This window comes from Kribbella sp. WER1 (genome assembly GCF_054189145.1).
Genome location: NZ_CM135186.1, coordinates 3,699,107 through 3,713,174 on the forward strand (window position 1 = coordinate 3,699,107; position 14,068 = coordinate 3,713,174).

Below are 14,068 nucleotides of genomic sequence, written 5' to 3' on the forward strand. Positions count from 1 at the left end.
GGGCTACGTCGGGTCGGGCGTGGCCGGGAGCGGCTTGCCGTTCGGTTGCAGGCCGAGGTCGGCGGCCTGGATCGCCTCGGCGTTGTGGCCGTCGGTCTGCCGGAGCAGGTTCGCGGCACCGGCCAGGCCGGCCGCGATGTTCGTCATGCTCTGCTGCAGCGACGTCCCGGCGTCGGTCAGGCCCGCCATCCGGGCGGTGAAGCCGTCGAAGATCGCCCGGCCGGTCTCGTCGTCGCCGCAGGCCGAGCGGACCGACTCGGTGCCGATCCCGTTCAGCGCGGCGGTGAGCGCCGGGCCGGCGTCCATCCCGGTGCGGAGCACTCCTTCGGCGGCGCCGTACACGGCCTGCAGGTCGACGTCGGTCATGACAGCCGCTCCACGAGGTCGTCGTACCGCTCGGCGATCTTGGTGGCGACCGCCGTACTGGCCGCGGACAGCGTGGCGACGATCGCGGCGGCGAGGCCTTGCGGGTCGTGGGTACCGAAGACGTCCGGGTCGAACTCGAGTTCCCGGACGTCGCCGTGGGCGCCGATGGTGACCTTGATCAGCCGGTCCGGCGAGACCGCGGTCGCGGTGACCGACTCGAGCTCGGTCTGAACGGCGTTCATCGCGGCCAGCGAACGCTCGAGCTCGTTCTGCAGGCCGATCGCGGCCAACTGCCGGCCGAGTCCGGTCTCCGAGGGTTCCATGGGAACAAGGGTCCGTTGGGGATGGCGGTCGTGGTCAGGGGTTGGCCACAAGGGGTCAGAACCCGTGGCCCGATCGGGACGGGGCCTAGCGTCGCGAACGTGATGACTGTCAGAACGGGCCGCTGGGCCGCGGCCGCCGCCGGGGTGTTGCTCGCCGGGTTGCCGATGATGACGCCGACCGCGGTCGCGCTACCGCCGGCAGGCCTGTGCCAGAACGCCGAAGCCGGTGGAACGCCGGTGAGTAAGTTGCCCTGGGCACAGACCTGGCTGGCGCCGGACCGGGTGCCGCCGCAGGTCGACGGCCGTGGCGTGACCGTCGCGGTGATCGACTCCGGTGTGGACGCGGACCACCCGCAGCTCAACGGTGCCGTCCTGCCGGGCCGCGACCTGCTGACGCCCGGCGATCTCCGGGCGAACTTCGACTGCGTCTCGCACGGTACGGCGGTGGCGAGCATCATCGCGGCGCGTCCGGCGGCCGGGATCGGCTTCCGCGGGGTCGCGCCGGGCGCGCGGATCCTGCCGATCCGGGTCAGCGAACGGGACGCGAGCGAGCAGACCGGCGAGTCGGTCGACGCCACCGTGTTCGCGGGCGCGATCCGGTACGCCGCGGACGCCGGCGCCTCGGTGATCAACATCTCGCTGTCGATGTACTCCGACCTGAAACCGGTCCGGGACGCCGTCCGGTACGCGCAGCGGCACAACGCGTTGATCGTCGCGGCAGCCGGCAACGCGCACGCCCAGCAAGGGGCGGACCCGGTCACGTACCCGGCGGCGTACCCCGGTGTCGTCGGCGTCGGCGCGATCACGATCGACGGCACCCGGCTGTCCAACTCGCAGGTCGGGTCGTACGTCGACATCTGCGCGCCCGGCGGCGGGGTCCTCGCGGCGACCCGGGTTCGCGGCCACCGGTACTACGACGGCACCAGCTTCGCCGCGGCCTTCGTCAGCGGTACGGCGGCCCTCGTCCGCTCGGCCGATCCGACGCTGTCGGCGAGCGCGGTGGCGAACCGGCTGATCGCGACCGCGACGCCCGCGCCCGGTCCGGCCGACCAGTACGGCGCGGGCGTGGTGAACCCGTCGCGGGCCGTGCAGGACGTCCTCGCCGCCGCGAAGCCCGCCGCGCTGCCGCGGGTCCGCCCGGTGAAGGCCGACGCCGCGGCGGAACGACGTACCGCGGTCTGGGATTCCGCGGGACATCAGAGTGGCCGGATCGCCTTGTTCGCCGGGGTTTTCGCGGGGGCGGTGCTGATCGTCGCGGTCGTCGTACCGCTCGGCCGACGACGCGGCTGGCGGGCAAGCTGAAGGCCCGGCCCCCTCTGCGGGGGCCGGGCCTTTCGCGCCGTTCTCAGACCTGGTCGAGCGCGTTCGCGGCGACGTTGTCGGCGCGCTTCATCCCGATCCACGAGTCGTCGAGCGCGGTGCTGCGGCGACCGAGCACCATGTTGATCTCCTCGTTGGCCTGAACCCAGAGCTGCTGCACCTGCTGGAGTTGCGGCGAGCCTGCCTGGCTGCTCCACGCGTCCAGCAGCGACCGCATCGCGGTCTGGAACTGCTCCTGCAGATCGGTCACCTGCTTGTTCGCGGCAACCATGTCGACGGCGCCCTGCGCCATCCGGTCGAACGGATAGTTGAGCATCATGACTGCATCCCTTCCTAGAGCACCGTGGTATCGATGGACACGCCAACGGACCCGCCGCCGCCACCGCCGCCGCCGACCGGCCCGCCGCCGGCACCTTCGGAGCCGAGCCGGCTGAACGCCGCCTGGCTGCTGGCGTCCTCGGTCTCGTACGCCGTCTTCGACGTCGAGATGCCGTCGGCCATCCGGTGCAACTTCGCGCACAGCTGGTCGACCGCTTCGAGGTGGTTGTGATGGCCCCGCCAGAAGACGTTCTTGATCTCGCCGTCCATCGTGGTCAGGCCGCTCATCGAGTTGTCGAGCATGGTCATCACGGCCTTCAGCGCGTCGCCGATCCGGGCTGCCTCCGCGGCCGTCTGCACCATCCTGGCGCTTTCGGTCTGCACACCGGGCATGGTGTTCCTCCTCTGCTGGATTGCCGGCACGTGATCACCGGTCGGTGTCACGCTAGGTCGGTGCCCGCCGGTCGCCCGGCGGGTACCGGTTACGGCCATCGGATGGCCGGTTGTGCGGCGGCTACTGGATCCGCCACAGGTCTTCGTCGAGTACGTCGCGCTCGACCGCACGGGTCGCCGTACGCCTGCGTTTGCGCTGCGGTACGCCGGCCGCGCGCTGCTCGCCGTTGCGTCCCTGCAGGTCGGACTGCACACCGTTGCGGCGCATCCGCTCGGTCTCGCTCTGCTCGGCCGGGACGTTGAACCCGGGCTTGCGGTTCGCCCCGGCGCCCGGCTTGATGTCGCGCGCACCGTTGCCTCCGGCCCCCATACCGCCGTTCTGCGGCGGGTACATCGGCGGCGTACTCTGCTGGGTCGTCGCCGCCCCGGTCGTCGACGTCTTGCCGGCCAACGTGGGCTCGGAGCCCGCACTGCCGGCCACGGTCGTCGATTTCTGGACAGGCGTGGTTTCCTTCGTGTTCGACTGGTGCCCGAGCGAACTGTTGCCGATGCCACCGATCGAGCCCGTGGGCAGATGGGTCAGCCCGTCACCGGTCACCGCGGGCGGCGTCGGACTCGGGTGGAACGTCGGCGCGGTCGCCGTGGTCCCACCGGCGAGCGACGGATGATCGGCCACCAGCCCGTCCATCGACGACTTCGCCGGGTCCGTGGTGGTCGTCGTCGGCACTGTGGTCGTGGTCGCCGGCGTACTCGGGGTCAGCAGGTCCTTCAGGTGCTGCAGCGCGGTGATCCCCTTGTCCGCGATCTCCGGCACCTTCGCCACCACGTCGAGAAACTTCCCGGCCTCCTCAATCGGATCCTTGGCCTCCGGCTGCTTGTCGTCCGGCTTCTTGTCCGCAGGGTTCTTGTCGTCCGCGGACACCTTCGGCTGCGCACCCCCGTCGGTACCGGTGCCGCCACCGGCCTTGGCCTGGTCACCGCCGCCGCCCTGGTCCTTGGTCGGTGGGGCGTCTCCACCGCCGCCCGGCTTGGCGACCTCCGGCCCCGGCCAGTCGTGTTTGGCGAAGTCCGCCTGCAGGCCGTCGAACACCATCCCGAGCAGTTCGGACAGGATGTTCATCTGGACGGACGCCTGCAGACTCACCTGTTCCTTCCCGACCTTGCCGATGTTGCGGACCAGTTCGTTGTCGGACTTGAGCGCCTCGTCGGCCTGTTTCCACTCCGTCAGGTACTGGTCCATCACCTCGCGCGCACTGTCCAGTACTTCCGCGACTCTGGTCATCCGCTGCGCGACGTTGGCTGTCTGGGCTTTCCAGTCCTCCAGGAAGGTGACCGACTGGGTCACCTCGGTGTTGAAGGTCTTCCAGGAGTCGGAACCGCTGCTCCGCCGCCAGACCTGGATGTTGTTCAGCGCGCCGGCGAGTTGACCGGAGGCGTCGTGCAGCTTCGTACCCGCGTCTGTCCAGTGCTGCGCGTCGTTCCGCCACGGCAGCGACAGCTGCCGCGCGAGATCGTCGTGCATCAGTTGGACGTCGGTGCAGCCCGTGTACGGTCCGATCAGACCGGGGATCGCGTTCATCGGACCGGCTTCCCTTCGTACCCGTCGATGATCTGCTGCTGGATCTCCGGCGGGACCGAGTTGGCCGGCTTCGCCGGATCGGGTTCGGCGGGCAGCGGCGGCGGCGTGTCGGCGTTGCGGTTGCCGAGCAGCGGTCCGTGTTCGTCGGTCCAGGCCTTCTGCAGCGCGTCGGCGTTCACGCGGTCGGTGTCGCCGAACTGCTGCGCGATGTCGCGGGTCACCTGGCCGAACGCCTCCAGACCGCGGCGCGCACGGTCGAGGTAGAACTCGGCGGCGCCCGCGACGGCGGCGTACTTGGTCACCGCCACGTCACTGCCCCGGATGCCGTTGCCGAGGTCGGGTCCGCTCTCGTCGGCGAAGCCCGGGACCTTGATGTCGTGCACGATCCCGCTGAACTTGGTCAGTTCGTCGGCGTTGAAGTCGAGGTCGGTCATCAGGCTCCGTTCGGGTCCTCGGCGGGTTGCACGAGTTGGACGAGTTGGGTGTCGCCGCGGCGGGCGACCAGGCGGCCGCGGCCGGGGGGCAGGGTTTCGGGTTTGGTGGTGCCGAGCAGGGGGCCTTCGGAGCGGTCGCCGCTGAGCAGCAGGCCGGGGGTGCCGAGGTCGCGGAGGCGGGCGATCAGCGGTTCGAAGATCGCCCGGCCGGCGCCGCCGCTGCGGCGGGCGATGATCAGGTGCAGGCCGATGTCGCGGCCGTGCGCCAGGTAGTCGGTGAGGCCGGCGAGCGGGTTGCCGGTCTGGCCGACGACCAGGTCGTAGTCGTCGACCAGCAGGTGGATCTGCGGCCCGGTCCAGTCGCCGGACTGGCGGCGTTCGAGGACCGGGACCAGGTCGGCGACCATCGCCTCGACACCGCGCGGCTCGGAGAACGTGCCCATCACGTGCTCGCCGGTGATGCCGAGCGTCCGGCGGTAGTCGACGAGGATGATCCGCGCCTCCTCCGGCCGGTACCGCTCGATCAGCGACCGGCCGATCCAGCGCAGGAACCCGGTCTTCCCGGACTCGGTGTCGCCGAAGAGCAGGAAGTGCGGGTCGGCCTCGAGGTCGACGGACACCGCGCCGAGGTCGCGTTCGGCCAGCCCGATCGGCAACCCCTGCACGGGCTTCCGCCGCAGTACGGCGGCCAGCTCGGCCTCCTGCAGGTGCAGCGGCAGCAGCCGTACGCGCGGTGCGCCCGACACCGGCCAGGCGGCCGCGAGCTGCGGACCGAGGTCGGCGTCCGGGGTGGCGATCACGAAGTGCTGCGCCTTGTCGGCCAGGCCGCGGCCGGGCTTGTCGGCGGGTACGCTCATCGCCGCGCGCCGGTCGATCACCGAGTCGGACGGGTCACCGAGCCGCAGCTCGATCCGGGTGCCGAACAGGTCGCGGATCGTGCCGCGCAGGTCGAACCAGCGCGAACAGGTCGCGACCACGTGCACGCCGTACGCGAGCCCGCGGCCGGCGATCTCGCCGAGCGTCGCCTCGAGGTCCTCGAAGTCCGAGCGCAGCACGGACCACCCGTCGATCACCAGGAACACGTCGCCCCACGGGTCGTCGGTGAACTCCCCCGCCGCACGGCGCTGCCGGTACGACGTCATGCCCTCGACGCCGTGTTCGGCGAAGTACCGCTCCCGCTGGACGAGGAGCTGCTGTACTTCGGCGATCGTCCGGCGTACGGCGCCGACGTCCAGGCGGGACGCGACGCCGCCGACGTGCGGCAGCTCCCGGAGTCCCGCGAGCGAGCCGCCGCCGAAGTCCAGGCAGTAGAACTGCACCTCGCGTGGCGTGTGCGTCAACGCGAGCGCCGACACCAGCGTGCGGATCGCCGTACTCTTGCCGCTGCGTGGACCGCCGACGACGACCGCGTGACCGGCGCCGGCTGCGAGATCCACGGTGAGCGGATCACGCCGCTGCTCCAATGGCTTGTCAACCAGGCCGATCGGTACCCGTAGCGTCCCTTGCGCGGCGGCTGCGGCAACCGTGAGCCCTCGGTCCGGGTCGACGGTCAACGCAGGCAGCAGCGTTGTGAGCGACGGCGGGTCGTCCAACGGCGGTAGCCAGATCTGATGGGCCGGTTTTCCCTTGTTTTCCAGGCGATCCACCAGGATGTCGAGCAACTTCTCACCAACGCCGTCGTCTTCCGGCTGCTCTTCGACCTCAGCGGCCGGCATCGACACGTATGCGCTGGTGTACTCGGCCACGTCGTCCGCAACCTCGTTGGAGACCGTGTGAGCGGCCGCCCGATGCACACCGGACACGTACGCCGACCGGAAGCGCACAAGCGTCTCCGTACCGATCTGCAGGAACCCATGCCCCGGCGCGCGCGGCAGCTCGTACGCGTCCGGCATACCGAGCACCACGCGGCTGTCCATCGCCGAGAACGTCCGCAAACCAATCCGATACGACAGGTGCGCGTCCAGCCCACGTAGGCGCCCCTCTTCCAGCTTCTGGCTCGCCAGCAGCAGGTGTACGCCGAGAGCGCGTCCCAGGCGACCGATCTGGTTGAACATGTCGATGAAGTCGGGCTTTGCCGACAAGAGCTCGGAGAACTCGTCACAGATCACCAGCAGCGTCGGCACCTCCGGCAGGTCGGCTCCGGCCGCTCTGGCGAGCTCGTACTCGCGGACCGACTCGTAGTTGCCAGCCCGGCGCAGCAGCTCCTGCCGGCGGATGAGCTCACCGCCGATCGCGTCGGACATCCGGTCGACGAGTGCCAGCTCCTCACTGAGGTTGGTGATCACTGCACTCGTGTGCGGAAGCCTGTCCAGCTTGGTGAACGTGGCACCGCCCTTGAAGTCCACCAGGGCGAAGTTGAGGCTGTCGGACGAGTGGGTGGCAGCCAATGCGAGTACCAGCGTCCGGAGCAGCTCGCTCTTGCCTGAACCGGTCGCACCGATGAGGAGGCCGTGCGGGCCCATCCCGTCCTGCGCGGACTCCTTCAGGTCGAGCTCTACCGGCGTACCGTCCGCCGTGACGCCAAAGCGGACCCGCAGGCGGTCCCGGTTCGGCCTGGGACCCCAGCGTTGTGCAGGGTCGAAGTTGTACGGGTCTCCGAGCCCTAACAGGTCCGTAAGGCCGAACACCGACGCAAAGCTCTCTTCACCGTCTCCCCCGGCCGAAAGCCGCAGCGGCGCGAGCAGACGGGCCAGAGCGTCAGCGTCCTGGATGGTGAAGCTGTCCGCCAGACCGACGTCAGAGTCGCCGTCCATCGTCACGCTGGTCAGTGCGCCGTCGTCGGCGACGTCCAGCAGCACGGTTGACCTGTCGAGCAGCCGTGGCGGTTGTGTGGTCAGGTCGATGACGCTGACGCCCTCTACGCCGTTGCCGGTCACGAGGTGGTCAGAGCCGAGTACGTCCCCGCCGTCGATCAGTACGACGATGTGCGGCCCGTCAACGCGGCCCGTCGCGGCCGGGTCAAACCGCGGCCGCTGCCCGAGCAGGTCGCCCAGCACCGACTCCAGGTCCGGAACGCTCTTGCTGATCAGGCGAATGGGACCCAGAGCATCGGACTTGTCCGGGTGGTGTGCATGCGGCAGCCACTTCAGCCACTCCCAGTCCGCTCTGGTCTCCGGGCCGATGACAGCCGCGATCAGCAGGTCGTCCGGTGAGTGGAACGTAGCCAACTGCGCCACCAGCGCACGCGCCAGGCTCTGAGCACGGTCCGGCTCGCCGTCGACGTACACGCGGGAAAAACCGCGCAGCGCCATCGCCACCGGCAGCCCGGGCACAGACGAGTACGTGGTGATGAAACGACGCAATGCACCCGCTGACAACGGCTCCAGCTCCTCCAACGGGACCGTGTCCGGTGGTGCAACCGGTGTGGCCAGTGGCTGCGCTCCTGTCCCAACACGCACGATGGCGAAGTCAGGGTCGTTCCTACGCCGCTCCCAGAGCCGATAGCTCTCCACCAACGTCCACAGCTGTGTCGGGTCCGGGTGCAGGTAAGAGAGCGCAGTACGTTGCTGTACGACAGCCCGCCGAGCCCGGATGCGCTGCTGGGACAGGTGTCTGAGGTACCCGCGCCGCGCCCGCGCCATCTCCCGCCGTGGAGCGCCCTGGCCGGCGAACGCGACCGCGGCCATCCCCAACGCCGACAGGCCGAACAGCCCGCCGACGATATAGCTCATCTTGCCGCCACCGCCGAGCGTCGAGTACATCAACGCCATCGCCCCGCCGCCGGCGAGCATCGGCACCATCATCACGTACTGCGAGAGCTGCTTGCCCGCCGGACGCGGCAGCGCCGGCGGCGGGTCGAGCGTGACGTCGCCGCTCGGCAACGCGGGACCCTCGCGCCGCGGCGGTCTGCTGACGATGACTGTGGACATGTTCCAGGACGCTAGGCGCCGTAACCGACCTGCAGGAGGTGACGGCCACTAGCGGACTGTCCACAAGCTGCAGCCGTCCGGTTTGGTGGTTCAGCGCGTGTCACGGTGACGGACGTGAGCATTCGTGGACTGGTCAAGGTCACCATCGACGCACCCGAACGCCGCATCGACCTGGCATTGCCGGAGCGGTCGACGGTGGCCGAGGTGCTGCCCGGGATCCTCCGGCACGCCGGCGACGACCTCGCCGACTTCGGCGCACTGCAAGGCGGTTGGGTACTGCGCCGTCCCGACGGCGAAGCCCTGGAGACGCACCTGGACCTGTCCGGTCAGGGCGTCCGCGACGGGGAGATCCTGCACCTCGCCCCGGCCCACCAGCACTGGCCGGAGCTGGAGTACGACGACCTGGTCGACGCGATAGCCACCGACGCCCGGTCCGGCGGCCGCGCGTGGACGCCGGGAGCGAGTCGCTGGTGTGGCCTGCTCGCTTCAACCGCCGCATTACTGGCCTGTCTGATCCTCATGCACAGCGCGTACTTCGCTCTTGTGGTCGCGGGCGTGCTGATGGCTACCGGGGTCCTGCTGTCGCGTGCTGTCGGCGACGCGGCCGCCGCTGCGATGACGGGCGCCGTCTCCTTGGTGTTCGCGGTTGCCGGTGGAGCGCTGTTGATCCAGTTGCCGTCGTTCGGCGCACCACAGCTGACTGCAGGCGGCGCCGCACTCCTTCTGTTCGGGCTGCTCGGTTACGTCGGTATTGCTCGCCATACCGCAGTGTTCGTGGCAGCTGTCACCTTAGGAGCGCTCGCACTCGTTGCAGGCTGGCTGGGCGGTGCCTTGGACGCTACGAGGGCAGCTGCCGTCGTCGGTGCCGTGGCGGTCGCGTTGATACCTGTCGCAGCACCGCTGGCCATGCGGCTGGGACGGCTGCCGAAGCCCGTGCTGCCTACCAGTACGGCGGATCTGTTGGCCGACGCACCGCAACCACCTCGCCGTCTGGTGCACGCCGCAGTACTGCGATCTGCTGCGCTCTACACGGGCATCCTCGCCGGGCTGGCTATTGGACTCGCCTGCTGCCTCTCTGTGTTGGCCCGGTCCTCGTCCACGCCCGGGCGGTTGCTGGTGGTGCTGGTTGTCGGCATCTGCCTGCTCCGGGCGCGGCTGTTGCCGGTGGTGGCGCATCGGCTGAGTCTGGTCGTCGCCGGTCTCGTCGGACTCGGCTGCCTGCTGGTGCAGTCGCCGTACCTGCTGCTGATGTTTGCGGTGGTGGCTGGGTTCCTCGGGCTCTGGTACGCGCGGCACCGGCCGGGGGCGTACCTGGCGCGGTACGCCGAGCTGGCCGAGGTCGTACTGGTGCTGCTGGTCGTTCCCGTCGTGCTGTGGGTGCTCGGGCTGTACGCGTACGTCCGTGGGCTGGGTGGGTGACCGATGGCGTCCAAGCGGGATCAGCTGCAGTCACACCAGTTCGTCAAGCAACGGATGACGCATGCGTTGCTGCTGCGCGAGACGGACCCGGAGTACCCGCCGTTCCGCCGCGGCATCGTGGCAATGCTCGTCGGGATCGGGCTCGCCGTACTCGTGCTGGTCGGCTCAGGTGTCTACGGGCAGCTGTCGCCGGGTGGGAAGACGTCGTGGAAGTCGGGCGACCACGTGATCGTCGAGAAGGAGACAGGCACCCGGTACGTGTACCGCGACGGCGTCCTGTACCCAGCTGCGAATTACGTGTCCGCATTGCTGCTGGCGAACAAGTACAGCGCGCCGTTGATGGTGTCGGCGAAGTCCTTGCTCGGTGTACCGCGCGGCCAGCGGGTAGGGATCGCGGACGCGCCCGACTCGTTGCCTGACAAGGGACGACTGCTCGGCGACGGCTGGTCGATGTGCGCCAAGCCAGGCACCGACTCCTCGGGCAGCCCGATCGTCCAGTCGGTTCTTCTGGTCGGAACTGAGCGGGGCGGTACGTCGGCGGACTCCTTGCTCGTCGTCGGCCCCGGTGGACGCCGGTACCTGATCTGGCACGGCTATCGGCATCTGATCCAGCAACAGGCCACCGTCGCGGCAGCACTCGCCCTGAACGACGAGGCGTGGATCCAGGTCCCGTCCGTCTGGCTGGACCTCATTCCGTCCGGCCCGGCGCTCGGCCCGATCTCCGTCCCCGGCGCGGGCGCCCCGTCCGCCCTGCTACGACCAGGACGCGTCGGCACGCTGTACGTCGTCCAGACGTCGACGGGCCAGGGACAGTACTACCTGCTGCAGCGGGACCGGCTGGTCGCGATCACGTCATTGCAGTACGACGTACAACGCTCAGCGCCAGCCACACGCGCGGCGTACCCGGGTGCTGTGCCGGTCGCCGTTCCGCTGGATCCGGCTGTGGTGGCGCAGGTGTCCGGCGGCGTGGGTACTACCACCGCCGACTCCGCGCTACCGGCCACCAGGCCGACGTTTGCACGACCGGACTCGTCAGGGGCGTCCTTGTGCGCGGTGTTCGCGGACGGCCAGTTCCGGCCGCGGTTCACGCTGGCCGGTTCGCTCCCGTCAGCAGGTGATGCCGGAGCGACAGCCGGACGCGATGCGAACGGGCTGCCGCTGGCTGACGTGGTCGTCGTACCGCCGGGCCACGGGGCCGTCGTGGAGTCCATGGCGTCGCCTGCGCAGCCAGCCGGGTCGGGGGCGCTGTCCTTCGTGAGTGATCTCGGCCGGCGGTACCAGCTGGCCAGCCGGGACGTACTGGGCGTTCTCGGCTACACCCAGCCGCCCGTCGTGCGGCTGCCCGCAGAACTGATCAGCCGAATGCCCGCAGGCCACGCGCTCGACCCGTCCGCGGCGACGTACCCGATCGGCCCCTGATGAATCTAGGAGGAAGTATGGATATCGGCACACTGACGGTGGTGCCCGACGAGCTGCGGCAGTTCGCGGCGCTCGCACCGCTGGCCACGGTCACCCCGGTCTCCGGCACGGTGCAGGCGACACCGCCGCTGGCCGGTCCGATGCCGGAGAGTGTGACCGTCGAGGCGCACGTCCGGTTCTGCGCCGAGCACACCGGCACCGTCACGCTGCAGGCGACCAACGGCATCGCCTCGCTGATCGACTCCGCGCTGTCGATCGCGAGCCGTTTCGAGACCGCCGACCAGGCCAACGCGACCGTGCACCGGGCGCTGGCCGACGAACTCCCGGACTGATTGGGGACCGCGATGGGTGCGTACTTCGGGATGGAACTCAACACGATGGCGGCGATGCTCTACGGGCAGCGCGCCGAGCCCTGGCACGCGGGTGCCGACATGTGGGGCTCGGCCTGTCAGCAACTGCTCGCCACCCACGGCGACCTCGGCGCCGCGAACGCCGCCATCGCCACCTGGCCGCTCAGCATCGGCTCGGTGTCGCAGGTCGCGTTCAACGGGCAGGTGATCGGCAGCCTCGCCTCGCTCGGCGAATGGTCCGCGTACACCGGGGCGATGTCGGCCGCCCTCCGGCTCGGCGGTACGGCGCTGAACGCGGCGCAGACCGTGATGCCTGCGATCCAGAGCGGGTACGACACCGCGGTCTCGCTGAGCGCCGTACCGATCATCGGGCCGTTCGCCGCGCAGGTCGCGGTCGGGTTGCAGCAGGTCGGCGCCGGGATGATGGAGGCGGTCGGCGTGGTCATGCAGGCCCCGACCGCGGTGCCGCCGCCGGCTCAGGGCTGGCAGGGGCCGGGTGCCGATGCGGCGCCGACGCCCGCGTCGCCGGTTCCCGCCGTACCGGCGTCCGAGGTGCTGGACGCGACGGAGAAATTGTTCAACGTGATGGACAAGGGCGTCGGTCTGCTGACCACCGTCACCGGGCTGATGCAGTCGAGCGGTCTCGGGGGTACGCCGGGGTCGACGACCAAGCTGCCGGACTTCAAGAACCTGCCCGGGACGCTCATCCACTCCGACCTGCCGACGCTGGCGGGCGGGACGGCCACTCCGCCGGCCACGTTGCCCGAGCCGGTGTCCGCGATCACCTCGACTGGAGGAAGCCTGCCGGGCGGGCTGCCCGCGGCTGCGCTGGCCGGGTCGTTGGGGGCGCTGACCAGCTCGACGGCGACCCCAACGCCGGGCCGCCTGGGTTCTGCAGGTGCACGGATCGCGGCCGGGACGGAACCGGCGCTGGCCGGCGGTACTGCGCGGGCTGCGGCGTCGGCAGCGGCCAAGGCGATGCCGACGATCGCCCCGCCGATGTCAGGCGGTGGCGGTGGCGGTTCGAACGAGAGCCGCCCTGGCAACCGTAAGCGCAGCTCCGAGGAGACCCTGCGTCGTACGGGCGTCCAGTCCGACCTCCAGGGCCGTACGGCGCACGAGCAGTTCACCCTGCCGCCGGCACGCCGCCGTACCGCCGCGGGGCCTGCTCTGGATGACGAGCTGTTCACGTGACGACCACTCCGACCTCAGCCCCGCAGATCGCGGCTACGGCTGTCCCCGCGGTCGCGGGGGCGGTCACGAGTACAGTGGCGCCGCCGCGGGCTGTCCCGACGCCGCCACCGGCCCGGCCCGTCGTACGGCCGGCTCCTCCGGTGCCTGTGCCGCCAGTTGTTGCTACGGCGACACCCGTTGCTACGCCGCGGGTCGACGTACGGCGGACACCGCGCGTGCGGCTGGGGCAGGTGGTCAGCTGGCAGCTCGCGGCCGGTGTGGTCGCTGCCGCGATCGGCCGAGGCTGGGTGGCGGCTGTTGTCGCCGCGGTGGTCGGGCTGGTCATCGTCGGACTCACGGCGAGCTGGCGGCGCGGGCTGTGGTCGTACCAGTGGCTGTACCTCGCCGTCGCGTACCTGGCGCGTGGTACCCGGTTCCACGGGACGGACGGGGTACGGGGTGAGCTCGAGGACGGGGCTGGCACCATCGTCCGGTCGGATGGGCTCACGGTGCTGCTGGAGACCGACGTACCGCCGGAGCTGACCCCGGCGGAGCTGCTGGACGAGAACAGCGGCGTACGGCTCAAGCTGCTGCGGCGGCCCGGCCGGGCCTGGATCGCGCTGACCGCGCTGCGTTCCGCCGACCGTCCGCGGGACACCGAGCTGGAGCTGCTGCTGACGAACACAGTCCGCCGGTTGACCAGGCGGATGCGCCGCCGCAACTTCCGGGCTGTACCGCTCTATCCGGCCGAGCTGGCCGAAGTACTGGCCGCTCTGGCCCCTGAACAGCTCACCGAGGAGTGGGACGCGCTGGCTGTCGGCCCTGCTCGTTTCCGGATGTACACCGTGCCCCTCCACCTCGCCTTGCAGCAACCTGGAGCGGTGGTCGTCAGTACGTCCAGTGACCTGGACCATGCGCTCGTTCTTGCTCCAGCAGACGCTCCACTGGCGCCGGACGCGGTCCCACAGACCGGACGGCACCGGGCTGCTTTTCTGGCTGCTCTGCCCTGATACAGCGGCCGCTGGACAGCCGCTGTATCGGCTGTATCACGCGTGGACAGCCGCAAGATCCGCGCTGGACGACCGGCCGGGATGGTTCTGGTGTT

Annotated in this window: 13 protein-coding genes; 6 read left to right on the forward strand and 7 right to left on the reverse strand. The window is 70.2% G+C overall.

The window, feature by feature from the left end; genetic code table 11:
* Positions 1–3: 3 nt before the first annotated feature.
* Positions 4–366 (reverse strand): hypothetical protein, encoded by a 363-nt coding sequence (locus ACXJJ3_RS17910; protein ID WP_458171299.1) that lies wholly within the window; start codon positions 364–366, stop codon positions 4–6.
* A complete protein-coding gene (locus ACXJJ3_RS17915) occupies positions 363–689 on the reverse strand; it encodes a YbaB/EbfC family nucleoid-associated protein (RefSeq protein WP_458171300.1) in 327 nt (108 codons plus the stop codon). The genes ACXJJ3_RS17910 and ACXJJ3_RS17915 overlap by 4 nt, the downstream gene beginning before the upstream one ends.
* Before the next feature lie 102 nt (positions 690–791).
* Here ACXJJ3_RS17915 and mycP point away from each other — a divergent pair, with 102 nt between their 5' ends.
* On the forward strand, positions 792–1,991 hold the full coding sequence (gene mycP, locus ACXJJ3_RS17920; protein ID WP_458171301.1) for a type VII secretion-associated serine protease mycosin: 1,200 nt from the start codon (positions 792–794) through the stop codon (positions 1,989–1,991).
* A 43-nt stretch (positions 1,992–2,034) separates the two neighbouring features.
* Here mycP and ACXJJ3_RS17925 read toward each other — a convergent pair whose 3' ends face one another.
* The 5 genes from ACXJJ3_RS17925 to eccCa all read right to left on the reverse strand — a co-directional run bounded on the left by ACXJJ3_RS17925 (position 2,035) and on the right by eccCa (position 8,602).
* Positions 2,035–2,328, reverse strand: a complete 294-nt coding sequence (locus ACXJJ3_RS17925; RefSeq protein ID WP_458171303.1) for a hypothetical protein — start codon at positions 2,326–2,328, stop codon at positions 2,035–2,037.
* Positions 2,329–2,342: 14 nt separating this feature from the next.
* Positions 2,343–2,720 carry a hypothetical protein gene (locus ACXJJ3_RS17930; protein ID WP_458171304.1) on the reverse strand — a complete coding sequence of 126 codons (378 nt, stop codon included), beginning with the start codon at positions 2,718–2,720 and terminating at the stop codon, positions 2,343–2,345.
* 121 nt (positions 2,721–2,841) lie between these two features.
* Positions 2,842–4,299, reverse strand: a complete 1,458-nt coding sequence (locus ACXJJ3_RS17935; protein ID WP_458171305.1) for a hypothetical protein — start codon at positions 4,297–4,299, stop codon at positions 2,842–2,844.
* The gene (locus ACXJJ3_RS17940; protein ID WP_458171306.1) at positions 4,296–4,733 is read right to left on the reverse strand and encodes a hypothetical protein; all 438 of its coding nucleotides are present in this window, start codon (positions 4,731–4,733) and stop codon (positions 4,296–4,298) included. Before ACXJJ3_RS17940 ends, ACXJJ3_RS17935 begins: the two co-directional genes overlap by 4 nt.
* Positions 4,733–8,602, reverse strand: coding sequence for a type VII secretion protein EccCa (gene eccCa, locus ACXJJ3_RS17945; RefSeq protein WP_458171307.1), 3,870 nt, complete (start codon positions 8,600–8,602; stop codon positions 4,733–4,735). The genes ACXJJ3_RS17940 and eccCa overlap by 1 nt, the downstream gene beginning before the upstream one ends.
* A 114-nt stretch (positions 8,603–8,716) precedes the next feature.
* On the opposite strand from eccCa, the gene eccD reads away from it, so the two are divergent.
* Genes eccD through ACXJJ3_RS17970 form a run of 5 tightly spaced genes read left to right on the forward strand, consistent with a single transcriptional unit; the run spans position 8,717 to position 13,973 of the window.
* Positions 8,717–10,021, forward strand: coding sequence for a type VII secretion integral membrane protein EccD (gene eccD, locus ACXJJ3_RS17950; RefSeq protein WP_458171308.1), 1,305 nt, complete (start codon positions 8,717–8,719; stop codon positions 10,019–10,021).
* Positions 10,022–10,024: 3 nt separating this feature from the next.
* Positions 10,025–11,440 carry a type VII secretion protein EccB gene (eccB, locus tag ACXJJ3_RS17955; RefSeq protein ID WP_458171309.1) on the forward strand — a complete coding sequence of 472 codons (1,416 nt, stop codon included), beginning with the start codon at positions 10,025–10,027 and terminating at the stop codon, positions 11,438–11,440.
* A gap of 17 nt (positions 11,441–11,457) precedes the next feature.
* Positions 11,458–11,772: a hypothetical protein gene (locus ACXJJ3_RS17960; RefSeq protein WP_458171311.1), complete on the forward strand. Its 315-nt coding sequence runs from the start codon at positions 11,458–11,460 to the stop codon at positions 11,770–11,772.
* Positions 11,773–11,784: 12 nt separating this feature from the next.
* A complete protein-coding gene (locus tag ACXJJ3_RS17965) occupies positions 11,785–12,984 on the forward strand; it encodes a hypothetical protein (RefSeq protein WP_458171312.1) in 1,200 nt (399 codons plus the stop codon).
* A complete protein-coding gene (locus ACXJJ3_RS17970) occupies positions 12,981–13,973 on the forward strand; it encodes a hypothetical protein (protein ID WP_458171313.1) in 993 nt (330 codons plus the stop codon). Before ACXJJ3_RS17965 ends, ACXJJ3_RS17970 begins: the two co-directional genes overlap by 4 nt.
* Positions 13,974–14,068: the final 95 nt, after the last annotated feature.